Source organism: Paenibacillus sp. OK076 (genome assembly GCF_900110055.1).
GTDB lineage: Bacteria > Bacillota > Bacilli > Paenibacillales > Paenibacillaceae > Paenibacillus.
Genome location: NZ_FOCH01000004.1, coordinates 258,563 through 279,888, shown reverse-complemented (window position 1 = coordinate 279,888; position 21,326 = coordinate 258,563). Strand labels below are relative to the sequence as shown.

The window sequence follows — 21,326 nt, the reverse complement described above, 5'->3', positions numbered from 1 at the left end:
GTTAATTAATGGATTGGTCCATTTCGGTTTTCACTCATCCGGGCACATGTGAATATCGCCCTTGTTAGAAGTCGCCATAGATGAAGCTGTTCAACCGGAAAACGGACATTCCCTGTGACCGCTCTTCCTTTTACCGATGTAACGATCACAATATCGTAAGCCAATCCCGAGGTTGAGGGCTGAATGGATTCTCCATAGAAGACAATCAGGCTATCTCCTTGTACCGTCTCCTCATGTAACCATTGCGCATCCTTTTTGAGCGTTCGCATCTGGTCCGTGATGATCCTGCCCATTCCCTCAATCTGGCTTACGTGCAATGGATGAGATGATCTAGATAGGCTTAAGCTGATACCCTTTTGCTCATCAATCCACATGACCTCATCTCGTCCATGGCTGTTTCTGCCCTCCTGTAGTTTGCCTCGGGGAACCCGGACCAGACGATCCGGTAAAGGAAGGGTTATTATCCCCTCCCAGATTTGGTGATTGTTCAACGTGATGATATCTGCTTCGGTCTCGATCAGACCCTGGCGTACTCCGAATGTAACCTCTTCCTGCGTCATCAGCTCCCCACTTGCCGCTTCAGCTTCCTGAATGCGCTTTGCCAAACGCAAATCCCGATCCATTTTCAGCAGCATCTCATCACCATATCGGTTCATTCCAGATCCACCTTTCGTAAAACAAAGCCACTTAACCCTCTGCGAAGCATGCTCTCTGCTACATCAAGACGCACGATTACACCACTCCCTCTTACACCCTCCAATGTAAATATGCGTTGATCTTTAACCGCCTCACCCTGCAATACAAGCTGCTGTATTGAACCATTCGGATAAAACAGGCTATGGTCAGACGAAGCCAGCACAGCAGGGATATGACTCGCCCAGTAGCTCAACTGTTCCCCACTCCCCTGATCGATGAAGGTGACGGATTTGAACAACATTGCTTCATCGACCAATTCCATCAGCCGCTTCATGCGATCACTAACAAAATATGAAGGCCTACTTATCCAATCGGTCGGCTCTTCATTCAGTCTGCGTTCAATCATCATGACAGATGAAATGGGCAACTCATCAAAACTGGTTTGTAATATGGGAGGCCTGAACGGATTCAATATCCGATGATCTTCGGTCAGTTCATAAAATCGTGGGACCATAGCTCCTCCTCCTCTTCCTCATGGGATACAACCCAGCGTATCGATTCAATCTGCTCTTCATTCAAAACATGTGTATACCTCTCACGGTCATGAATCCATATCTGTGCCTGACTCAGCCTAGCCCCCTGGAAATCAGCATGGAATAACTGTGCTCCCCGAAGGTCGGCGCCTTCCAGATTGGCCCCGGCAAAACAGATTCCCTGAAGACCAAGAATACTTTCCTCGAATTCCATACTCGCTCCGTCACTGACATCAGACAGGTTGGCTCCACGCAGACTGCATTCCCGGAACACAGCATCCATAAGTAGCGCCCCTCTGAGGTCAGCTCCACTCAGATCACTCTGTTCCCATTTGGTCCCAATCATCACAGCACCTCTTAAGTTACTCTTGTTCAGATCGGCATGACTGAAATCGGAATACCTGATATCAACGTGGTCATATAATCCTTCTGCCAAGGATAGTGACGTATAGTCTCCATAAGCACATTCCAGCCCTTCCGCTACTGATAATTTCTTGCGGATATTCTGCATGTCCCTATACCCATAGTCCCTGATATACACGGGTTCACTCCAGTCCTTATATTCACCTACCCTGATCTGAAACTGATCTGCACGGTCGATGTGTTCCATCTCTTTCAAATTCACAACATGAGGAACGGCCAGACGTGCAAGCGCAATGACGTAGGCATTGAATCTCCCCGCGGACTGCAACATCATCCGTTCAACATCAGAAGCATTCAGTACACCTCCATAACGTCTCATCTCGATATGAAGCAGCTGTTGTAACGAAGACAACGGCTGGAATGCCCACGTCGCATCATATGTGTGCATACACTCCACCTCATCCCAATACCATTGATCGGAGTAGGCTTCCATTAAGCAGGTGTAACTCCCCTCCAATATAGATGTTCTCAACATGGAACAATGAAGGATTGAGACTGGTTGTTTCCCGAGTTCCTGTTGGGCCCATTCTGCTTTTACACAGAGTTGCCGCATAGACTCTACGAACGATTGGATTAACGAGTTCTGATGTTGCATGATGTACACCCTAAGTGACGAGAGATGTTCCTGAAGTGCGGGCTCCAATATTTCCTGCTGTAAATGTGCAATCGCTTCCGCTTTGTTCATTTCTCTTCCTTTCTACCACTCATGGCTAATTCATCTTGATCTCCGCCCCGTGCATCTTCAACTCTTCTTCCAACGTGATGGTATTGCCCTTTCCGGTTAACTCAACCTTCTCGCCTGCGATCCGAATCGTTTGTCCGGACATGACGACATCCTGACCCGCTGTAATGCTGACATTCTGATCGCTTACAATCTCGATGCCATTCTCGTCACTGACCGTGATATACATTCCACCCGCCGAGATCACAATTTTGTCTGGAGCCAGCATGATCTCTTTCCCATACTTGGTTCGGAATGTCTTGATGTCTGGATTACCCATTCGATCTTCGGGCACTGGGGGCGGGGCTACTCTGCTGGCCGGGCTAGATTTACTTCCACCTCCAGCCGCGCCTGAACTATTACGATTACTCCCGCTTGGACTTCCCCCAGACTGTCCCGAGGCGCCACCCTTTCCAGCCGCTGGTGATGCGGTTGAAGCCTGTTTCGGTGCAGCTGGCACAATCTCAGGATCTTGCCTTTTTACAGAGCTTATGGCAATGCCGTCTTCCTCTTTTTTGCTTGGAAAATAAATACGAATGCTATCATTCACTTCAGGCATGCAATACCAGCCCGTATTGTTCTCGGAAGCATAAATCGTTGAATAGGGAAAGAAATAGGCTGTGCTCTCGTCCTGCTGCTCATCCATATCGAGCTTCGCACGAACTTTGTCCCCCTTGACTTGAAGAACCGAAGCCTGAATGGAAGCGCCAATAATGGAAGTATTGTAGCTCTTCTTATAACGAAGCCCCTCCACTGGAAATAAGAAGTATGTATGATTTAGCAAACTATCGATGAATCGGGTCTTCGCCTCACCTACAATCCACTTTTTGGATTTAAACTCTACTTCATTCCCTACTTCGAACCATTGCCTGCTGTCCGCTTCGTATACGATATAATCCGGATCTTTGACACCCGGTACTTTATTTTCCTTGGCAGATCGATAGTCGGCAATTCGTTTGGTTGCTGTGTAATGGGATGCTTGCAATTCACCCTTATACTGGCCTTCGGGTAAGCCAAAATAAAACTTGGGTTTTCCTGAAGATGTATCCGGAACAACTCCAGTGTAGAAATGGGAAGCCATCCTTTTGATAAATTGCCAATCTGTTTCCTCATACTGCATCACAAAATCTCCGATTTTACGGCCATCTGTAGCAAAGTCAATGACATCTGAACCTTCATAGGGAGAAATAATCTTGCGCACCAAATTCTTGTAGGACAGATTAGGGTTTTGGAAGGAGCGCTTGTGCAGTTTTACATCCAATAAGTAGGTATGGGACACCGCTTCAACCATTAGTGTATGTACATCATTAATGACGTTCACTTTCACATGCAGCACCACACCGGAGAAGAACACCTTCTCATGTCCTTCGTCATCGGTAATTTTCACTTTAATATCGGTTTGGGATGTTGTTGCTTGCACATAGCTGTCTTTTCGAGCTTCCGGGATCACTGCCGTCATTCTCATTCGTGCATGTCCGTTCATCGTTTTATTCACTTCAAGGGTCTGAAGACGAACGATTTCGTAAGGTGTTACCCGAACCTGACCGTATGTTGTTGCGGATGTATTCATGAATAAGCCTCCTTGTATCTCAAATTAATTAATGGTTTACCCTTTATAATTGTATTTATATAATTCGGAATTTTATGGAATATTTTGAATATGTAGAAAGTCTCAAATTGGATGTATATATACGCACTTCTATTTTCAAATGAATCTATAGTCTCACGTGGTGTTTACCTATATTGAGTGTTACATTTTCTTTGTCCATCTGGAACATTCCTTGATCAAACCGGTTCAGTTCTGTCCCACTCCCTCATAACCTAGTTAAAAAGGACAAAGGAGGCTGGACCGAATGTCCCCCATGAAATCATCAAGCGGTCTGGATGAAAATATTGCCGGCATGCTCTGTTATCTGTTCACTTTTATAGGCGGAATCGTCTTTCTGGCTGTTGAGAAACGAAGCCGATTCGTTCTGTTTCATGCACTTCAATCCGTCACGGTATTTGGCCTCATTATGGTCGGTCATGTGTTGTGTGCATTTCTCCCACTTTTTGGGCCACTGCTGGCATCGCTATTGTCCATGCTTGGTGTGGTGGTCTGGCTTCTCATGGTAGTCACCAGTTTGCAAGGCAAATGGCTGAAGCTGCCATGGGTCGGAGACTTTGCAGAGAAACAGCTGCGCCATCTGTAGTATGTAACGCTCTATCGGCTTCCTCCCAAAGTAATTCATCCCGTGAGTCTACATAATAATCCATCTTGTTTTGGGCAAAAAAAGAAAAAACACCGGATCTCCTGCTCTCTAATGAGCAAGGTCTCCGGTGTTCCGTTTATTTCATTCATTATGACTTCAATAACGATTCACAGGATAGATGATTCATCCCCTGAATCGTTCAGGCCGTTTAACTTTTTGATTCACAACATTTATTATTCAATCCATGAGGAATTTAAAGTTAACATAATATACATGTTGAAGGCGTCCGGTAATGGCAACGAAGATTTCAGCTCTTTACTTTTTACGCCGACTTGCCATTATCTCCAAGGATCACATCTGCTTGACGCTCAGCCATTTTGGCCGCCGTTGCTTGAGTACCCAGACCATTAAAGAGCAAATTCATGAAAATGGCAGTAAAGCTACCTGCAATAATTCCGTTACCCAGCATAATCTGTGCCCAGTCCGGTGCACCTGCGAACAATTGAGGTACAACCGTTACACCCAGCCCCATCCCTACAGAGCAGGCGATGATGAACAGGTTCTCATGACGGTTCAGATCAACCTGGCTGCCCAGAATACGAATACCAGACGATACTACCATACCGAACAATGCAACCATGGCCCCGCCAAGAACAGAACCTGGAACTAGCTGTGCCAATGCAGCAATCTTCGGTACAAAGCCGATAACCACAAGCAGTCCACCCGCTACAACGATAACATCGCGCGTTTTGACACGAGTCATCTGTACAAGCCCTACGTTTTGTGAATAGGTCGTGTACGGGAATGAGTTGAAGATACCACCCAGCACAATCGCCAAACCTTCTGCACGATAGCCACGGGCCAGATCTTTGGAAGACAGGTCTTTATCCAAAATTTTGCCAAGAGCCATAAATACACCCGTGGATTCAGCCACGCTGACAATCGCCACCAGGATCATGGTCAGAATCGGTACAATCTCAAACGTCGGCGTACCAAAGTAGAATGGCTGCACGACATGGAACCAGCTTGCTTCACGAATTGGAGCGAAGTTCACTTCACCCATAAGCCCTGCTGCCACTGTGCCCACGAGAAGGCCGATCAGCACCGAGATGGAACGAACGAATCCCGTCGTGAACCGTGTCATCAGAATGATGAACACCAATACGCCGAAACCGAGCAGAAGATGAACACCACTGCCAAAATCTTCTGCGCCCTGACCGCCGCCGAGATCGTTGAACGCAACTGGAATCAGGGTCAGACCAATAATGGTTACTACTGATCCGGTGACGACTGGCGGGAAGAGCCGAATCAATTTGCCAAAAATGCCCGAGAACAATACAACGAATATCCCTGATGCAATAATCGCACCATAAATGGCAGACACGCCGCTCTTCATCCCAATTAAAATCATCGGTGATACAGCCTGGAATGCACAGCCAAGCATGACGGGCAGCCCCACTCCGAAGAACCGATTGCCCCATACCTGAAGCAGAGTTGCCACACCACAGGCGAGCAGGTCAATGGCAATCAGATAGGTTAACTGCTCCGTTGTAAAACCAAGGGCTTTGCTGACAATAATCGGTACAACGACAGCTCCTGCATACATCGCCAGTACGTGCTGGAGACCTAGCGAGAACGTTTTGATCGGATGCCGATGCCGCTGGAAAATACGTTCGCGTGCCATATTAGATCGTGACCTCCTCGTCCGCAAACGTAACTTTCCCGTCTGACAACGCCCCAATGCGAACCAGTGATTCCACACGGTATCCTGCTTCTTTCAGCAAGCGGCCTCCCGGTTGGAACGCCTTTTCAATCACGATGCCAATCCCCACTACTTCAGCACCTACTTGCTCCACAATGCGGGCCAGACCAAATGCTGCCTCGCCATTGGCTAGAAAGTCATCAATGATCAGTACACGGTCACCAGGCTGCATGAACTTCTTCGCAACTGTAATTTCATTGGTCTCCTGCTTCGTAAAGGAGTAAACTTTCTCAACCAGAATGTCTTCCGTGAGTGTAAGTGACTTCTGCTTCCGTGCAAAAATAAGCGGAACGTTGAGTTCCAGCGCAGTCATGATGCCTGGTGCGATCCCTGAGGATTCAATCGTCAGTACACGTGTAATGTTCTCCCCGTCAAAACGGCGGATGAACTCCTTGCCCACTTCCTTCATCAGAACCGGGTCCATCTGGTGGTTCAGGAATGAATCCACTTTGAGTACCTGCTCGGACAGGACAATGCCTTCCTGTATTACCTTGTCTTTTAACAATTGCATCGTCATTCTTCCCCCTGTGCGCCCTCTCGTACAGAAGCCTGCATGACCCGATCCCCGCTGTAAAAAAACAAAAAGCCCGCCTTTTTACACGCTGCGGAAGAACCGGAGACGGGAAAAGACGGACTTGTACGTATGTGGACAAGCCGCATAGGTACTGCAAGTGTAGTGTAATGGACGAGCTTGATAACTGGTTAACTCCGAGCAAACCTCAAAACTCCCTATCCAAGAAGGGATATGAAAGGGCCTGAACATGCTTTTTCAGACACGCTGCCCGAGAATCCTCTCTCTCCATACCTTAAAACGTTGCAGATCTTTCCCGTAGTCCGATCATTCCGGTGATCGGGTAGAAACATGCAGGCCTATTCCTGCACATATACGAGTCGGCATATTTAATTTTAAGCTCCATGATTCGTTACAATGTATGATCGCGAACCTGAATGTAAAAGTGTGAACGGAACTGATAATGTTAGAAGTATACCGAATCGGCGCCGTGAAATAAAGAAGTATTTTCATGGAAGTTGCGGAAACTTGTCTTAATTTGCAATAAAGGGATGATTGCTGCGGTGTTTTTATGTACAATATGAGAACGGAAGCGCGTGTCTGAACGGAGAATCGATGGAAACGCCGCCTGTATTATGAATTTATTGGGTAAAGGAGATTTGCAGACATGAAAGGCGTACTGAAGGAATTTAAAGAATTTGCTGTACGTGGCAACGTCATCGATCTGGCGGTCGGTGTCATTATCGGGGCTGCTTTTGGTAAAATTGTCACGTCCCTCGTGAATGACATTATCATGCCACCTGTAGGTAAGTTGCTTGGAGGAGTTGATTTCAGTCAGAAAATTTTTAATCTGGATTGGGATATGCGAACTGCCAGTGGACAGGAGATCACAACACTCGCTCAAGCCAATGAGGCTGGCGCTACGGTGATTGCATATGGGCAGTTCATCAACGTGATGATTGATTTCCTCATCGTTGCATTCTGTATTTTCATGCTGGTGAAGGGTATCAATTACATCAAAAGCAAAGAACACAAAAAGCCCGAGCCGCAAAAAACGACCAAGGCTTGCAAATACTGTCTCTCTGAAATTCCGGCTGCGGCTACTCGCTGTTCGCACTGTACTTCAGAGCTGGAAGCTGAAGGTAACGGCGCAACGGTTTAATCGATTCCATGCTTTGAGTTCATTAGAATTTAAAGTGTACCCAAAACTCTATATAGCGAATAGTAGAGGATAATTGTTAATATATAAAGGTTTATGTAAAAAAAATCCTGCTTGATCTGTCCGTCATTCTTCTTCATCCGTGTTGTTGCAATCCCGCACGGGGCGGGTGGAATTCAATCGGCTTCCACATGAAAGGTCTCACCGTAATGGTGGGGCCTTTCTTAATCTCACAAGCAGGGTATGTTACTTTACTCTCATTACTATCCTTACACTCACCAAATGTACAAACTAGAATCGACGCGGCAGCAAGTGCTCCAAAATCGACTTCAAATCCCGATCTTCCTTATAAACCTCTTCCCCGGTATCGAGCTCCGTTACCCGGATATAATCAAAATTCATCGACGCATCCACAGGTTTGAACAACAATTGGCTCTCGTCTTCCAAACGTACGTTGAATCCCATATCCTTAAACATCGTTGTTAGCTGGCTATTTGCCGGTTCCTGACCTTGCCCTACCATAATCAACCCTCTAAGACTTTTACGTTCCTGAGGTTGCGGATAAATGACCTGAAAGTGTACAATGCATTCCATAAGGTGGTTCCCCTTTCGTTTAAAACACACTTTGTGAAATTTTGAACTTTAAAACTTGCTATATAAGGAGATACGTATCATGACCCCAGAACGTTTCGACATTTACGACGATCAGCAAAATTGGATAGGTACAGAGCTGCGCAGCGTGGTCCATGCCGAGGGATTCTGGCACCGTTCATTCCACTGCTGGATCGTGCGGGACGAAGGTTCACAGCGGTTGGTTCTATTTCAGCGAAGACGGGATATCAAGGATACCTTCCCCGGATGTTACGACATTACCGCAGCAGGGCATCTCACAGCCGGAGAACAGCTGCATGAAGCCAGTCGTGAGCTTGAGGAAGAACTGGGCGTGCAAGCACCTTTTGAAACGCTGACCTACCTGTTGACGGCAAGACAGCAACTTGAAGGGCAGGTTCGCGGCGTACCTTTTATTGATCGGGAATTCAGCTCTGTCTTTGGACTGTGCTTGAACCAGCCTCTCGAAGCCTATACCTTGCAGGCAAGCGAGGTCGACAGCCTCTACGAAGTGCCTTTGGAAGACTTGATTGCCTTGTTCCGTGGCGATATCCATGTGATTCAAGCCGCAGGAGTGCAAGCCGTGCAGTCAGTGTCCAATCAGATGGATCAGGCAAATCGAAACTCTGTTCCTCTCCCCGTTCAAACACGTCACATGCGCGAGATTAGAGCAGCCGAGTTCGTGCCACACGGTACGGAATATTATATCGATGTACTTGAAGCGTTAGTTCACTTGCGCAAAAACTAACCAATTTTGCCTATAACAAAGTTACGTTCATAGCTTCATTTTCTCAAAAATAGCATGAATTCATACCCTATTACATTAGCTCAACAGGGAACATTTGCTGTGATGAACATCACTGCTTCTGTTAACTAGCATGAAGAGGCGTCTGCCACATGGCAGCGCCTGCTTCCTTTAAGCATGTATTTTGGAGTTCATACTCACTCTGAAGGTACGGACCAATAACGTGCTGAGAGGTTTTCGTATCGAGTCCCGTAACGAGACTCCAGTTCATCCCCCATGTCTTGCTCCAGCTCATACAACACCAATTCCTGAGCAAAATGATTCAGCAGCAGTCCGGTCATGACCGGATGTTCTGTTACCATCGCTTGAGTGGCGCAAGATTCCCCGCGCATCCCTAACATACACCAACGACGATCGACCACTAAAGAGAACTTTCGGCCATTATCTGCTCCGTATGAGGGCAAACCAGGCCAAGGAGCTGGCTGATCCATAATACCCTCTCCGCCATCACATGACCATAAAAGGCGCACACCTCGATCTTCAGCACGCTGCAAGTCTGCACGCAACAACTCCGCTTCCTCACGCCACACGTCCACCACAATCTCATGTTTGGCCTCAGCCAGTTCACGGCTTAGATTCTCAAATACATTTTTGTCGCCTTCAATGTTGTAAAAGACCGGCTTCTCCGGCTCATGCTGCGGCATACTGCTCTGCACATATTCAAGAGATGCACGCATCTGACTTGAGATCATGCTTGTCATCTCTTCAGGCTTCAAGACACTGTACTTCGCAGGCTCACCAGCGCTGCAGCGCAGGAATCCCCGCTGTTCCAGCCGTTGCAGGGTGGCATATACATTGGAACGGGACACACCCAGCCTTTTTGCAACCTCATATCCCGAGGCCGAACCTTGGCGAGCGAGTTCCACCATAATTTTAGATTCCATCTCGGTAAACCCCAGATGACGCAAATGATGCAGCAGTTGGTCCATATTCCCGTCCCCCCATGCTGTAAGCAACCAGCGCTGCCCCACAATGATTCAGCTGCGCGTCTACTGCATCAAATCAGATCTGTTCTGCTCCGCAGCGTGGGCACCATTTCGAGCCTTTGGGCAGCTCTGCTGCACAAATCTGACAGTTCACCATTTCGCGTGGCACTTCGGTCTGTACGTCCACGGTGTTCACGATTGGATTATTTTCTTTCCAGTACCGAATACGCTCATCCAGCTCCTGCTGGCGCTCACGCTCCCGTTGCATTTCTTCATCCCGACGGCGTTCCCACTCGGCATCGAACGCTTCCTTTTCCTCTTGGGTAAACTCCGTACTGTTATACTCGGATTCGGTCTCCAGGTCCGCAATGGACGGAATCACCGTGTGATACGGCTCAGCTTCCTCCAGTTCCTCTTCAACTGGCGCATCGTAGATCGGTCGCTCCGGGCTGTGGGCCACGGCTGCTTCCTGTCTCGCAGGGCTTGTTCCCCCTACAGATGCTGCTGCGGGTTTGAACTCACCCAACTTGCGTCCGCATTTCGGACAGAAGTTGGCATCCAGTGTAGCGACGTGTCCACACTCGCATAACCGCTCATTTTTCAGTTGTGCAATCTTGTTGCGCAGTCCATCGATCTCGTCCTGCAATTCATCGCACAGCCCCGATAGATCCACCATCTCTTTTTCGGCACGCGTCATGTCCTGTGCGCGATAACCTTCATAGAAGATACGACCCATATCTGTAAAATGGACTTCCTGTTCCTGCTGCAAGCCCACAATCTGATTATTAATTCTACCGATTTCAACGGCGTGCTGGGCACGCTCTGTTGCTTTGTTTGCTCCGTTCTTAATTCGCTGAAGCAGTTTCATGACTTCTCCTCCTCTGTCCCGTCAGAGTTGAACCTTTTGATTCAACACCATTTGTTCCAAAACCCATTTTCATTTGATTTTTTATAGTATATAACTTATACGATATCATACCAAAAAGTTGCGAAATCTCGCGTGAATGCCCGTTTTCTGCCGATGCTGGATGAATTCGGGGGCTTTCGCCAGGACCATACGTTCGGGTATAATAAAGCTTTGGCCCTACTGATCCGCCTACTTGGGCGGTTATCCCTATCATACCAATTTACAATGCGATTGTGAAAAGGGCAAATGAATTACTTTTAAGCCGGGATAGTCCTATCCCTGAATGCATATAGAGGTGGATGAATGATGTTAAGTCCGAACTCAACGTTTTACCCCCGTCCGCTCGGGGTTACCCCGGCGGCATCCCTGCCCCAGTCCCCTTCAGCTCCGCTGGAGACCAGTAGGCAGCTCGTGGGCAGCGATGATCGGGATGCGCCTTATTTCCGCTCTCTGGAAGAGGTAGGCATCCGTCTGAACGGACCCCAGATCTCAGCGGTTCGCCACGGCAAAGGACCCCTGCTGACTCTCGCAGGAGCTGGCTGCGGCAAAACAACCGTACTGGCTGCACGTGCCGGCTACCTGATGGAGGTTAGTGGCGCTCAAGCGGGAAGCATCCTGCTGGTGACGTTCACGAACAAAGCTGCCACTGAGATGAAGGACCGCATCGCATCGCTGCCTGGCATTCGTCCCGCAGCCGCACGAGCGGTGCAGGCCCGTACATTCCACTCGTTCGCGTTGACGCTGCTGCGTCATTACGGCGTGCAGGAGGAGATTTTTGGCGAGTCCCGTGCGCAGCATACCGTGCTCAAGATGCTTCTGCGTCAGAATGGCATGAGTGAGGCTTTTCAGCCTGAGAGTCTGCTGGCCATGCTGTCTGCTTGGAAAATGCAAGGCTCAGAAACAAGCGATCTTCCTGAGAAATCACAGGAGGAACGGGATGCCAAACGTGTTCTCCTTGGTTATGAAGCCTGGAAGCGGGATCGCAACAAGATGGATTTTGACGATATTTTGCTGCGAGCCGCCGCTCTGCTTCGTGATCCTGCTGTACTGGGGCCGCTTCAGCAGCGTTTTCAGTACATCATGGTGGATGAGTTCCAGGATACCAACAGTCTGCAATATGAAATTGTGCAAAAACTGGCTGCTGCCCACCGCAACCTGATGGTTGTGGGAGACGATGACCAGACGATCTATACATTTAATGGGGCACGCCAGGAATCCATTTTGGAATTCGATAAAGTTTACCCCGGTGCACGCATCGTGACGCTGGATATTAACTACCGCAGCGATGCGCGTATTCTGGGACTGGGCAGTGAATTGGTCGCCCGGAACAAACGAAGACGTGACAAGCGGCTGCGCGCAGCCGGACATCGCGGAGATGCGCCACGGTTCGCAACCCCCTCCAATGCCGAGGAAGAAGCAGCTTGGGTTGTTAACCAGTTGTGTCAGCAAGTTGAGGAAGGTTTGCATACGTATCGGGATATCGCAATCCTGCACAGGACAGCCAGCAGCAGTCGGGCTATATTTGAGCAGCTTGTGTTGAAAGATGTGCCGTTTGTACAACACGGCGCTTCCCCGGTCTTCTATGACCAGTCATTGATTCGACCGTTGATGGATCATATGCGCTTGTCTCTGAATCCACGTGCTGTAGAGGCTCTGCCGAGTGCGCTGGGGCCTCTCTATGTATCCCGTGATGCCGGACTGGAGTGGATTCAGCGCAGTGAAGAGCAGCAAGCGAAGAAATATCCGCTCATCCATCTGGCCAAATGGGACAAGCTGAAGCCTTTTCAGCAGGAACAGGTCAAGGAACGCATCAAGCTGATCAAATCACTGACGAAGCTGAAACCGGTGATCGCGATCCAGGAGATGCGCCGCCAGTTTTACGACAAGTATATGGAAAGCGGTGATCCCAGCATCTTTACCCATTATAAGGAAACGATGTTGGAGACACTGGACGAATTCGAAGCTGCCGCCAAAAAATTCGAAACCGTTGAAGAGTTCATCCAATTCGCCGATGAACTCTCCCGCAGACACCGCGAGATGGAATCACTGCGCCGTTCACAGGACAGCGATGCAGTCCAACTGATGACCATTCACCGGGCCAAGGGACTTGAATTCCCATGTGTATACTGGATCGGCGCCAGCGAAGGAATCGTGCCTCACAGCACGGCACTGCGGCAGGATATCCCGGAAGACCAGAAGGCTGCTCTTACGGTGCAGCAGACAGATGCCGAACTGGATATGGCTCTGGAAGAGGAGCGACGTCTCGCCTATGTCGCAATCACACGGGCCAAACAGTACTTATACATCACTTCTCCCGCCAGTCATCACGGAAAACCGGCGGACGTTTCCCGCTTTCTGCTCGAAGCCTTCGGCATGGAGGTACCGGATAAACGCAAAAACCGCGAGGATGGCCAGACTGGCAATCACACGTCATACGGCAGTGGTAGCAGCAGCTGGAAGGGTAGCGGGAACACGAATGGTAAAGCTAACGGCAATGAGAGTAGAACTAGAAATGGAAATGCAGCATCCGTCCGTTCAGGATCGCGGCCGCAGGGACGGGATGCAATGAGTCCCGTTCAGCGTGGTTCAGATCTACGAAGTGCAGGTCAGCGCAGCGCGATCCGTCAAAGTGATCGGCGTGATTTGGAAGTACTCGATGAACGAGACGAGGATCGTCTCAGTGAGCGGCGCGGCAGCGGGGTGATTCGCAATCACACGGCGTTCAGCACCACGGGTGTAAGTCAGGCCGCTTCGTCTTCATCAAACCGTTCTGGGTCGCATTCCTCAGGAAAGACAGAACGCACGGAGACCGTGGCAATCTGGAAGTGCAGCTCGTCCACCTGCAAAGCGTGGTTGCGCCAGAAACCGGATGGTTCTTCTGCCAATTCATCCAAAAAAGCGACCTCTGGTCCTCCGCCCTGTCCACTATGTTCAGGCACGATGGAGGCCGGTACACGGAAGGTTCCGGTAACTAGCCGGTTCGGAAGATGAGTTAGGTTTAACGAACCTAGCACACGCTATTTGCTCCGATTTGCGCAAAACTGAGGTGTAACGAATCATAGTGACCTTATTTCTTCAATGTTGACCGATTTTTAGGTTCGCACGTCCGTTTTTACCTAAATAAGGTCACTGAAGTTCGTTAAAATATGTAATCTTTGAGAATTAGTCTTTTAGTATGCGGTAGGTTCGTTAACGCTTGGAGCGAGAGGAGCATCCCTTTCGAGATAGCCCCTTTGCACAAATTAGAAGAGGTGAGTTATGGAACTGGAAGCTGTAATTAAAGAGCGGATACAAGAAAGATTCGATATATTACAAGAACTGTATACGATATGGTTTACTGAAAACCCTTCTTGTATCGTCCCCAAAAAAAGATTCTATCCGGATGCACACATAGAGAGACAGAGAACGATCACATATTTATTGAACAAAGGATTTATTGTTGTAGATCCCGTAGAAAATGAACCGGAAATGGTTGCAGTGAGTATCACAGTTAATGGAATTGATTTTTTTGAACAAGGTCGTTTGGATGGCATAGGCAATGGATGGTCGGTTGTAACTGAGCACATTGATGAGAAAGACGAAGGCAAACGATAGCCATTCGTTTCAGGACGCTTCCTGCTGTTTATTAACAGTAGAAGCGTCTTTTTTCCATTTTAGAATGGAGGTTGGATTATGCAGGACGGCAAAAAGCATTACTATGTATCGGTAACCCATAATCTTATTGAACAGACCAAGAACGAATCAACTCCGTTTGAAGTCATGGTGAACGATGAACAGTTAAATCGGCTGAAAGACCTGATGAAAGTGCTGGAGGATGAAGACGCCTATACACTGCAACGAGCTCCGGTACCCTACAAATCGGCGGATCATGACGAAGCAACAGAACAATTCTCAGATGGCATGACGTTGCTGTACACGTTTCTTTACGACCATGGCACTTCGGATACCCGGCAGGCGATTGAGAGCATGAATGTACTTTCACGGCTGCAAGATACGGATTATGATGATCCAGGGTATGAGAACTCACCGCTGAATAAATGAACTTTTTTATCAAAGACTTCCTCGCTCCGATGAAACCAGACGACCTGTCTGCTTCAGGAGTGGTGGGAGTCTTTTTTATAAATTTAACTCCAATAGTATCATTATTGATACTATAAACCAAAAATGATACTACTGTTTATTTTTGATATTATGATATATGTTTATATATATACACTTATTTCTGCGAGGAGGATAACTATAGCGATGGAAAACCCAATCATGATGAAAGCATTCGGATATTACGAACCCGGGCTAGAGACTGACATACCGCCATTTCAGGAGGTAGAACTGGAGAAACCCAAACCTACAGGAAAGGATTTACTCGTTGAGGTGAAGGCGGTGTCTGTCAATCCGACGGATTGGAGGTCGCATCTTTCCAAACAACCGAACGACTTATCCCTGACCGTGCCTGGTCGTGATGTAGCGGGCGTGGTAGTGGACATCGGCTCCGATTGCCATTTGTTCAACGTTGGTGACGAAGTATATTATGCGGGGAGCAATATACGCCCAGGCGGACACAGTGAGTTTCATTTAGTGGATGAACGCATTGTCGGCAGAAAGCCGAAAAATCTGGATTTTGCCCAGGCAGCAGCTTTACCTCTGACAAGCCTTACGGCAGGAGAAGCTTTTTTTGAGCGCTTGGGCATTTCCAGGAATGCATCGGATAACGAAGGCAATAGCATGCTTATTATCGGGGCAGCGGGAGGCGTCGGCTCGATCGCTACTCAATTAGCCAAGCTCGCTGGACTTCAAGTTATAGCAACTGCCTCTCGTCCCGAATCCGTCTCTTGGGCAAAATCAAACGGAGCAGACCACGTGATCAACCATCATCAACCATTTGGACCACAACTTAAAGATCTTGGACTCGCTGGTGTACAATACATTTTCGTGCTAAATCATATAGATGAGCATATGGAACAGATGGCAGACGTTATTTTGCCGCAGGGGAAAATTTGCTCCATTCTACCCTTCGAAAAACCACCCGAACTTCAAAAGTTATTCTCAAAAAGCGTAACGCTCGTCTGGGAAATGATGTTCACCCGCCCGATGTTCCAGACTGATGATATGATTGAACAGCATCTTCTGCTTAATGAAATCGCAGATCTGGTGGAGGCTGGCAAGATTCATACAACGATGGCAGAGCGGATTGAACCCATTAATGCGGCTAATCTGCTGGAAGCCTACCGAAAAAGTAAATCGGGCACTGCGATTGGCAAAATCGTGTTGGAAGGGTTTGAAAAATAAATGTACATCCGTTTTGTCTGATCACGATCAATGAATCCACCAAAGGGTGTTGTCTCTCCAAAGATAAGATGGAGAAACAACACCCTTTCATACCACATTAAATTCAACCTCTATATCAGTCCAGACGAATCTCCTGACCTTTTTCGGCTGACTCGTAGATTCCGCACAGCATTCTTGTCGAAGCCACACCATCCGCAATGGGACTGATGGGTTCGGTACCATTCAGACAACAATCCACAAAGTGATCAATCTGATTCTGGAAGGCACCGTGAATATCGAGACCTTTATAGTCTGTCTGAGGTTCAATGTTTAAGATCGTATTGTGTTTCTCGGTGACGATTAGCGTTGCAGGCTCCAACTCAATTCCACCACGCTCACCGTACAATTTGACTGAAGATTCTTCCCCACGTGCATGCAGGGTAAAGCTCACATCTACGGCCAAAGAAGCCCCGTTCTCGAAGCGAATCAGTGCATTCGCCATATCCTCCACATTGTTGACAGCTGAACTGTAATCTGCGGCTTTGTAAAAAGAAAGATGCTCGATATGGGCACGATTGCCCAGTTTTCGATACGTATTGCCACTCACCGAAACAGGTTTCGGTTTGCCCATCAGATACCAGCATTGGTCGATAATATGTACGCCAAGATCAATGAGCGGGCCACCGCCGGAACGGTTTTTGTCCGCAAACCAGCCTCCGGGATTTCCCAAGCGACGCAGGATAGAAGCTTTGGCATAGTACAACTCACCAAACTCACCGGCATCAATGAAACCGCGCATCATCTGCATATTGTTGTCATAACGACGCACAAAGCCCACGACAAAGGTACATCCGCTTCTCTTCACAGCCTCTTCAATCCGCAGCGCATCTTCCACATTGGTTGCTACCGGTTTTTCCAGCAGCACATGTTTACCTGCCTCCAGGGCAGCGATCGCAAATTCGGCATGTGTATTATTCCATGTACAGATACTAACGGCATCCACATGCGGGTCCTTCAGCATCTCCCGATAATCGGTGTACACAGATTGTGCATCATACTTCTCAGCAGCCGCGGCTGCACGCTGTTCGTTCAGGTCACAGATGGCGTAAATGACGGCATTCTCGTTCTTGGCATAACACCTCATATGAAGATCCGAGATGGAGCCTGTGCCGATCATGCCAATATGCAGCATTTTGCTCGTGGTCATCTTCTTCCTCCCTTCCTTTTCCAGAACATGAATATCGTCTAGTCTGCCCGGAGCATGCCTTTGTAAATCCCTGGTGTTGAATTTTCGATCTTCACGGCCCCCAGGGTCTGAGCATAGAAATCCACGGGTCCCGCCGATCCAATAATCGCGTAAGCGTAACCATCTGCCTTCATGGCATGCATACAGGCCAACAGCAGCGCTGTACCGACACCTTTGCCCCGTGCCTCCTGACCCACACCTGTTGGACCAAAGAAATTACGACATGTTGCTTCATAACAAGCGAAGCCGATCATCTTCCCATGCTCAAGTGCAATATAACAAGTCACAGGTTGACGTGCAAAAGCTACATCACATTCATCCACCCAGGGCTGGCTAAAATGGGATTTCACCCAATCCAGCACAACCTGCTTCTCTGGTGCAATGGCTCTACGGATAACAATAGAGGACTCCTCCAACTTTTTCAGTCCACTCTCTTGCTCTGGCAAATGGTAAAGCGCCACTAACATATCACTCATGTGACTTCCCCCTCCTCTTATCTGGGTGCTCCCCACCCCCATGTAATCCAGGGTTAATTCCACGTCTGAATCACACGTTTTCCACTCATTGATCCTTAACCGCATCCTGCTTCTTATAACCGGGAATCTGGCATGTTTTTCAAATAATAGACTACCATGCTGCTCACATTAATTACCTTAAAGTGCAACACTGGACGAAGTTGTCCCGTCTATAAGGATGGAACGTGGCCTTAATAGGAGTTTACCGCGTCATAACCAAGATGAGAAGGGATGAAATCAACGATGAACAACAACATGAAAAAAGTTAGTGCCCTGATGGTCCTGTCCTTGGCCCTGGGCGGGGGAGCCGCATACGCAGCAAACCTGGACAGCATTCAGCCTGTTAATTCAACTTCCGTATCAGCCGATAGCAAAGCAACTGAAGCTGTAAAAGTATCTGTGAACGGTGCTCCGATGACTGACGGTTATTGGAACAAGGATGGTCAAGTACCTATGATCGCACTTCGTGATCTCACCGAAGCACTTGGCATTGAACTGAAATGGAACAAGGAAAACAAATCTGCGGAGCTGACAAAAGGTACCCTCTGGACACTTGTAACCACAGGCAAAGACCAGTATTCAGTCAATAAAATGCTGCTTAAGCTGGGAACAGCACCTGAAATCACAAATGGTACATTGTTTGTACCCGCTTCTTTTGCAGATAAAGTACTGCACGCACAAGTGAATACAACAGGTAACCAAGTAACCATCTCCAGTGAAGAGGAAGTGAAAACCGTTACTGAGCGTGGGGTCATTACGGGAATTAACAGTGAAGGCAAGTATCAATCCATCCATATCGGCGGTGCAGGTACAGAGGGTATCGTCCTTAATGTTAGTGAAGATACCGTGTTCAAATCCGCGGATGGCAAAGATATCAAGCTTACCGATTTGACCATTGGCATGAACGTGGAAGCTGAGCATTCAGAGATTGCAACCCTCAGTTTACCGCCGCAAACCCCTACTTACAAAGTCACTGTACTGGATACTGCTGCTTCTGAATCCGAAGCACAACCCAAAGAGGTTCTGGGTACAGCAGGTACAATTGAAAATGTAAAAACAACAGAAGATAATGGTACTCAGATCGAGATCTCTGGCTCCCGTCTGACAGAGACGGCCCCTGACCATGTTATCCTTAACATTACCAAAGATACACAACTGGTGAATCATAAAGGGGAAACGATCAAACCAGAGGAACTGACCAAAGGTGCTAAAGTGATTGGATTCTATAGCCCGGTCCTGACTCGCAGCCTGCCACCAATCGGAACGGCTTGGAAAGTGGTCATCGAAACACCAGCCGATCAACCTGAAGCGAAATAAGCTCTCAGAAAAGAAGGCTAGCCTAATTTAGGCGTAGAGCTCAGTAGAGCTAGATTACACTATATCAATGCAGAAATAACCTTATCCCACGCTTCCTCCTTTATGGAGGTGGGGGTAAGGTTTTTTTTCTCTATACTGCATTTTGACAATATGTATATAACAGCTCTATTCCGTTATTTCGGCATCAACTTCAGCTTGTGCTTCAACAATCGCTTCTGCCTCAATCTCTACCATCAGCAAAGGATCAATGAGTGCACTGACCTCCACCATTGTGGCGACAGGCTGGATCTGACCAAAAAATTCACCATGGGCCTTGCCCACTTCTTCCCACCGGGAAATGTCAGTAACAAACATGCGGGTTCTCACGACATGAGACATGTCTGCTCCCAATTCTTTCAGTGCATTTTCGATGGTCTGCAAAATAAATCTCGTCTGTGCATATGGATCTCCTGCTTCAACCACAACACCATCCTGCATGGCTGTAGTACCCGCAACCTCAATTCGGTTGCCAACACGAATGGCACGGCAATATCCTACAAGCGGCTCCCAAGGAGAACCGGTAAACACCTGCTGTCTGTTCATTCTGCTTTCCCTCGCTTTAACTGTGATTTCGATTCCTGATTAAACATGAATTATATCAGCCTGCCGACTTGCTGAACAAGCAAATAAATAGGATATTAGCTGAACTTAGCTCAAATCAAAAAGCCCCTGAGTGATTTCCCGTGCCTTGGACAGGGGCTGAATCATTCAGCGGCTTTGGAGATTGAGATCCTATTCCTCAATCAAAAGATGAAGCATCAGGCTTACAGCTTGATATTAGCTTCGTCAAAGTATTCTTCAAGTGTCAGTCCACTTTTCACAATATCAGGAGCCAGATCAGTGCCAACATAGCGAATATGCCATGGCTCGTACACATAGCCGGTTATCGCTTCCTCACCTTTTGGATAACGGATGATGAACCCATATTCTGCTGCATGCTCAGCCAACCACTGGCCTTCTTTCGATGTGCCAAACACCTCTTCTATGGCATTGCCTACACTTGGACTGGAAACGTCAATCGCTAGTCCGGTCTGATGTTCGCTGTGGCCTGGCACAGAGCTTACACGATCCGTGTATTCTTGACCTTTGGTTTTGACATTGTTGTTATAGATCGACACCTGGCGCTGATAAGAACGATATCCAGATACCGCACGAAGCTCAATGTCGTCCGCTTTGGCACCGGCAAACAGCTTCTCCAACGCTTCGGCAGCTTCCTTGCGCATATGACGCTTTTCATGCGGCCCGTCGAAGGAGAACGGTACGTTAGGCTCCACCAGATCATCCGGCTCGTATCCTTCTGGCAAGCTGCGCTGTTTGTTAACGATCACTGTCATCGCTTCTGAATTGGTCACTACCGCTTGTGCATCAATCGTCGTTTGCAGCGCGCTAATGCTGCGTTTCTCCATCAGGGAATTCTCTGCTGTGGTGGCTCCATTGCCTGCGTCAGAAGAACCCGCTCCCCCAGTTGATGCATTGCCGGAACCACTATCTGTACCTTCATTGTTATTGTCCGAAGATGAGCTGTCAGCCCCACCTGTGTTGCTGCCATCCTTGCCAGTATCCTCCGTCAAATGAACCGTGGTACCGTCCGACTCTTGCTGTGCGCTTCCTGCTGCGTTCAGATTCTGGTTCTCCTCCGAGCCTGAGCCGTCCTGGCAAGCAGATAACAAAGCGGCGCATATCATAAGTGAGGACAGCATAACCGCAATGTGGCGCTGTCGTCCTGTACGTAATTTCATGTAAAAACTCCTATCGCATAG

The 21,326-nt window shown here is 48.1% G+C and carries 21 protein-coding genes and 1 riboswitch; of the genes, 8 read left to right on the top strand and 13 right to left on the bottom strand.

The window, feature by feature from the left end:
- Positions 1 to 5 precede the first annotated feature (5 nt).
- The 4 genes from BMY78_RS26055 to BMY78_RS26040 all read right to left on the bottom strand — a co-directional run bounded on the left by BMY78_RS26055 (position 6) and on the right by BMY78_RS26040 (position 3,883).
- Positions 6 to 656, bottom strand: a complete 651-nt coding sequence (locus tag BMY78_RS26055) for a hypothetical protein (RefSeq protein ID WP_090904231.1) — start codon at positions 654 to 656, stop codon at positions 6 to 8.
- Positions 653 to 1,150, bottom strand: coding sequence for an imm11 family protein (locus BMY78_RS26050; protein ID WP_143067083.1), 498 nt, complete (start codon positions 1,148 to 1,150; stop codon positions 653 to 655). Before BMY78_RS26050 ends, BMY78_RS26055 begins: the two co-directional genes overlap by 4 nt.
- Positions 1,126 to 2,025, bottom strand: a complete 900-nt coding sequence (locus BMY78_RS26045; protein WP_177185875.1) for a pentapeptide repeat-containing protein — start codon at positions 2,023 to 2,025, stop codon at positions 1,126 to 1,128. The genes BMY78_RS26050 and BMY78_RS26045 overlap by 25 nt, the downstream gene beginning before the upstream one ends.
- 277 nt (positions 2,026 to 2,302) lie before the next feature.
- Positions 2,303 to 3,883, bottom strand: coding sequence for a contractile injection system protein, VgrG/Pvc8 family (locus tag BMY78_RS26040; RefSeq protein ID WP_090904228.1), 1,581 nt, complete (start codon positions 3,881 to 3,883; stop codon positions 2,303 to 2,305).
- Positions 3,884 to 4,166: 283 nt separating this feature from the next.
- Here BMY78_RS26040 and BMY78_RS26035 point away from each other — a divergent pair, with 283 nt between their 5' ends.
- Positions 4,167 to 4,505 (top strand): DUF4870 domain-containing protein, encoded by a 339-nt coding sequence (locus BMY78_RS26035; RefSeq protein ID WP_090904227.1) that lies wholly within the window; start codon positions 4,167 to 4,169, stop codon positions 4,503 to 4,505.
- Between the two features lie 322 nt (positions 4,506 to 4,827).
- Here the strand turns inward: BMY78_RS26035 and BMY78_RS26030 are convergent, their stop codons facing one another.
- Positions 4,828 to 6,189, bottom strand: a complete 1,362-nt coding sequence (locus BMY78_RS26030; protein WP_090810282.1) for a nucleobase:cation symporter-2 family protein — start codon at positions 6,187 to 6,189, stop codon at positions 4,828 to 4,830.
- A gap of 1 nt (position 6,190) precedes the next feature.
- Complete coding sequence (locus BMY78_RS26025; RefSeq protein ID WP_090904226.1) at positions 6,191 to 6,778, bottom strand: xanthine phosphoribosyltransferase; 588 nt, start codon at positions 6,776 to 6,778, stop codon at positions 6,191 to 6,193.
- A gap of 299 nt (positions 6,779 to 7,077) precedes the next feature.
- A riboswitch (purine riboswitch) is annotated at positions 7,078 to 7,177 on the bottom strand.
- 268 nt (positions 7,178 to 7,445) lie between these two features.
- Here BMY78_RS26025 and mscL point away from each other — a divergent pair.
- Positions 7,446 to 7,940 (top strand): large conductance mechanosensitive channel protein MscL, encoded by a 495-nt coding sequence (gene mscL, locus BMY78_RS26020; protein WP_090904225.1) that lies wholly within the window; start codon positions 7,446 to 7,448, stop codon positions 7,938 to 7,940.
- A gap of 288 nt (positions 7,941 to 8,228) precedes the next feature.
- Here mscL and BMY78_RS26015 read toward each other — a convergent pair whose 3' ends face one another.
- Positions 8,229 to 8,531 (bottom strand): hypothetical protein, encoded by a 303-nt coding sequence (locus BMY78_RS26015; RefSeq protein WP_063567890.1) that lies wholly within the window; start codon positions 8,529 to 8,531, stop codon positions 8,229 to 8,231.
- A 79-nt stretch (positions 8,532 to 8,610) separates the two neighbouring features.
- Between BMY78_RS26015 and BMY78_RS26010 the strand changes: the two genes are divergently transcribed.
- Positions 8,611 to 9,294 carry an NUDIX hydrolase gene (locus BMY78_RS26010; RefSeq protein ID WP_090904224.1) on the top strand — a complete coding sequence of 228 codons (684 nt, stop codon included), beginning with the start codon at positions 8,611 to 8,613 and terminating at the stop codon, positions 9,292 to 9,294.
- Between the two features lie 194 nt (positions 9,295 to 9,488).
- On the opposite strand, the gene BMY78_RS26005 is transcribed toward BMY78_RS26010, so the two are convergent.
- Together BMY78_RS26005 and BMY78_RS26000 are read right to left on the bottom strand one after the other, a co-directional pair.
- The gene (locus BMY78_RS26005) at positions 9,489 to 10,280 is read right to left on the bottom strand and encodes a TrmB family transcriptional regulator (RefSeq protein ID WP_090904223.1); all 792 of its coding nucleotides are present in this window, start codon (positions 10,278 to 10,280) and stop codon (positions 9,489 to 9,491) included.
- 73 nt (positions 10,281 to 10,353) lie between these two features.
- Positions 10,354 to 11,145: a zinc ribbon domain-containing protein gene (locus tag BMY78_RS26000; RefSeq protein WP_090904222.1), complete on the bottom strand. Its 792-nt coding sequence runs from the start codon at positions 11,143 to 11,145 to the stop codon at positions 10,354 to 10,356.
- Between the two features lie 345 nt (positions 11,146 to 11,490).
- Between BMY78_RS26000 and BMY78_RS25995 the strand changes: the two genes are divergently transcribed.
- From BMY78_RS25995 to BMY78_RS25980, 4 genes are all read left to right on the top strand, one after another.
- Positions 11,491 to 14,175: a UvrD-helicase domain-containing protein gene (locus tag BMY78_RS25995; RefSeq protein ID WP_090904221.1), complete on the top strand. Its 2,685-nt coding sequence runs from the start codon at positions 11,491 to 11,493 to the stop codon at positions 14,173 to 14,175.
- Between the two features lie 267 nt (positions 14,176 to 14,442).
- Positions 14,443 to 14,778, top strand: coding sequence for a hypothetical protein (locus tag BMY78_RS25990; protein WP_090904220.1), 336 nt, complete (start codon positions 14,443 to 14,445; stop codon positions 14,776 to 14,778).
- A 78-nt stretch (positions 14,779 to 14,856) separates the two neighbouring features.
- Complete coding sequence (locus tag BMY78_RS25985) at positions 14,857 to 15,225, top strand: hypothetical protein (protein WP_090904219.1); 369 nt, start codon at positions 14,857 to 14,859, stop codon at positions 15,223 to 15,225.
- Positions 15,226 to 15,429: 204 nt separating this feature from the next.
- Positions 15,430 to 16,470, top strand: a complete 1,041-nt coding sequence (locus BMY78_RS25980; RefSeq protein ID WP_090904218.1) for a zinc-binding alcohol dehydrogenase family protein — start codon at positions 15,430 to 15,432, stop codon at positions 16,468 to 16,470.
- Between the two features lie 115 nt (positions 16,471 to 16,585).
- Here BMY78_RS25980 and BMY78_RS25975 read toward each other — a convergent pair whose 3' ends face one another.
- Complete coding sequence (locus BMY78_RS25975) at positions 16,586 to 17,656, bottom strand: Gfo/Idh/MocA family protein (protein WP_090904217.1); 1,071 nt, start codon at positions 17,654 to 17,656, stop codon at positions 16,586 to 16,588.
- A gap of 38 nt (positions 17,657 to 17,694) precedes the next feature.
- The gene (locus BMY78_RS25970; protein WP_090904216.1) at positions 17,695 to 18,171 is read right to left on the bottom strand and encodes a GNAT family N-acetyltransferase; all 477 of its coding nucleotides are present in this window, start codon (positions 18,169 to 18,171) and stop codon (positions 17,695 to 17,697) included.
- Positions 18,172 to 18,453: 282 nt separating this feature from the next.
- Between BMY78_RS25970 and BMY78_RS25965 the strand changes: the two genes are divergently transcribed.
- Positions 18,454 to 19,527, top strand: a complete 1,074-nt coding sequence (locus BMY78_RS25965) for a copper amine oxidase N-terminal domain-containing protein (protein WP_177185874.1) — start codon at positions 18,454 to 18,456, stop codon at positions 19,525 to 19,527.
- A 165-nt stretch (positions 19,528 to 19,692) separates the two neighbouring features.
- On the opposite strand, the gene BMY78_RS25960 is transcribed toward BMY78_RS25965, so the two are convergent.
- Positions 19,693 to 20,109, bottom strand: coding sequence for a RidA family protein (locus BMY78_RS25960; RefSeq protein WP_090904214.1), 417 nt, complete (start codon positions 20,107 to 20,109; stop codon positions 19,693 to 19,695).
- 221 nt (positions 20,110 to 20,330) lie between these two features.
- Positions 20,331 to 21,305: a M15 family metallopeptidase gene (locus tag BMY78_RS25955; protein WP_090904213.1), complete on the bottom strand. Its 975-nt coding sequence runs from the start codon at positions 21,303 to 21,305 to the stop codon at positions 20,331 to 20,333.
- Positions 21,306 to 21,326 lie beyond the last annotated feature (21 nt).

Coding starts and splice junctions, on each gene's coding strand:
- BMY78_RS26055 (WP_090904231.1), bottom strand. CDS start 656: ATGAACCGATATGGTGATGAGATGCTGCTGAAAATGGATCGGGATTTG.
- BMY78_RS26050 (WP_143067083.1), bottom strand. CDS start 1,150: ATGGTCCCACGATTTTATGAACTGACCGAAGATCATCGGATATTGAAT.
- BMY78_RS26045 (WP_177185875.1), bottom strand. CDS start 2,025: ATGGAAGCCTACTCCGATCAATGGTATTGGGATGAGGTGGAGTGTATG.
- BMY78_RS26040 (WP_090904228.1), bottom strand. CDS start 3,883: ATGAATACATCCGCAACAACATACGGTCAGGTTCGGGTAACACCTTAC.
- BMY78_RS26035 (WP_090904227.1), top strand. CDS start 4,167: ATGTCCCCCATGAAATCATCAAGCGGTCTGGATGAAAATATTGCCGGC.
- BMY78_RS26030 (WP_090810282.1), bottom strand. CDS start 6,189: ATGGCACGCGAACGTATTTTCCAGCGGCATCGGCATCCGATCAAAACG.
- BMY78_RS26025 (WP_090904226.1), bottom strand. CDS start 6,778: ATGCAATTGTTAAAAGACAAGGTAATACAGGAAGGCATTGTCCTGTCC.
- mscL (WP_090904225.1), top strand. CDS start 7,446: ATGAAAGGCGTACTGAAGGAATTTAAAGAATTTGCTGTACGTGGCAAC.
- BMY78_RS26015 (WP_063567890.1), bottom strand. CDS start 8,531: ATGGAATGCATTGTACACTTTCAGGTCATTTATCCGCAACCTCAGGAA.
- BMY78_RS26010 (WP_090904224.1), top strand. CDS start 8,611: ATGACCCCAGAACGTTTCGACATTTACGACGATCAGCAAAATTGGATA.
- BMY78_RS26005 (WP_090904223.1), bottom strand. CDS start 10,280: ATGGACCAACTGCTGCATCATTTGCGTCATCTGGGGTTTACCGAGATG.
- BMY78_RS26000 (WP_090904222.1), bottom strand. CDS start 11,145: ATGAAACTGCTTCAGCGAATTAAGAACGGAGCAAACAAAGCAACAGAG.
- BMY78_RS25995 (WP_090904221.1), top strand. CDS start 11,491: ATGTTAAGTCCGAACTCAACGTTTTACCCCCGTCCGCTCGGGGTTACC.
- BMY78_RS25990 (WP_090904220.1), top strand. CDS start 14,443: ATGGAACTGGAAGCTGTAATTAAAGAGCGGATACAAGAAAGATTCGAT.
- BMY78_RS25985 (WP_090904219.1), top strand. CDS start 14,857: ATGCAGGACGGCAAAAAGCATTACTATGTATCGGTAACCCATAATCTT.
- BMY78_RS25980 (WP_090904218.1), top strand. CDS start 15,430: ATGGAAAACCCAATCATGATGAAAGCATTCGGATATTACGAACCCGGG.
- BMY78_RS25975 (WP_090904217.1), bottom strand. CDS start 17,656: ATGACCACGAGCAAAATGCTGCATATTGGCATGATCGGCACAGGCTCC.
- BMY78_RS25970 (WP_090904216.1), bottom strand. CDS start 18,171: ATGAGTGATATGTTAGTGGCGCTTTACCATTTGCCAGAGCAAGAGAGT.
- BMY78_RS25965 (WP_177185874.1), top strand. CDS start 18,454: ATGAACAACAACATGAAAAAAGTTAGTGCCCTGATGGTCCTGTCCTTG.
- BMY78_RS25960 (WP_090904214.1), bottom strand. CDS start 20,109: ATGAACAGACAGCAGGTGTTTACCGGTTCTCCTTGGGAGCCGCTTGTA.
- BMY78_RS25955 (WP_090904213.1), bottom strand. CDS start 21,305: ATGAAATTACGTACAGGACGACAGCGCCACATTGCGGTTATGCTGTCC.